Annotated in this window: 1 protein-coding gene; it reads right to left on the reverse strand. The window is 60.7% G+C overall.

Annotated elements, in window-relative coordinates; translation table 11 throughout:
• The coding region (locus D7V93_RS44255; protein WP_244237873.1) for a DUF932 domain-containing protein at nt 1-361 on the reverse strand (361 nt) is incomplete at its 3' end.
• Between the last annotated feature and the right edge of the window lie 44 nt (nt 362-405).

The raw sequence follows: 405 nt of genomic DNA on the forward strand, positions 1-405 counted from the left end.
GTGCCTTGGTGCGAACCATGAAGGCGTCCCAGGACGACACCGCGATCCCAAGTTGGCGCTTGACGGCAGAAGCATCGAACTGCGACCGGTGGGGAACCTTGACCACGCCGGTGCCGTCACCCAGGGCGATCTGCAAAGTGTTGTTGCAGACCACGCGGACCGAGGTGAATTGCGCAGTGGTGGCAAGTGTTCCATCGCAAGCCGTTGCCAGCAGCAGGTAGCCATCGACTTTGTCCTTGCCCTTGAGCGTGCCAGTTTGACCGGTCTTGGCGAGTGCCCAGAATTTGCGGCCTTCCTTGAGTACGCCAGCGGTTTCCAGCTCGAAGCCGCCGACTTCGGTGAGGTCGCGATAGAAGTCCAAGACCTCCAATGGTTGAACGACCTGGTAGCGGGCGGACACGACAG

This window comes from Corallococcus llansteffanensis (assembly GCF_003612055.1).
GTDB classification, from domain to species: Bacteria; Myxococcota; Myxococcia; order Myxococcales; family Myxococcaceae; genus Corallococcus; species Corallococcus llansteffanensis.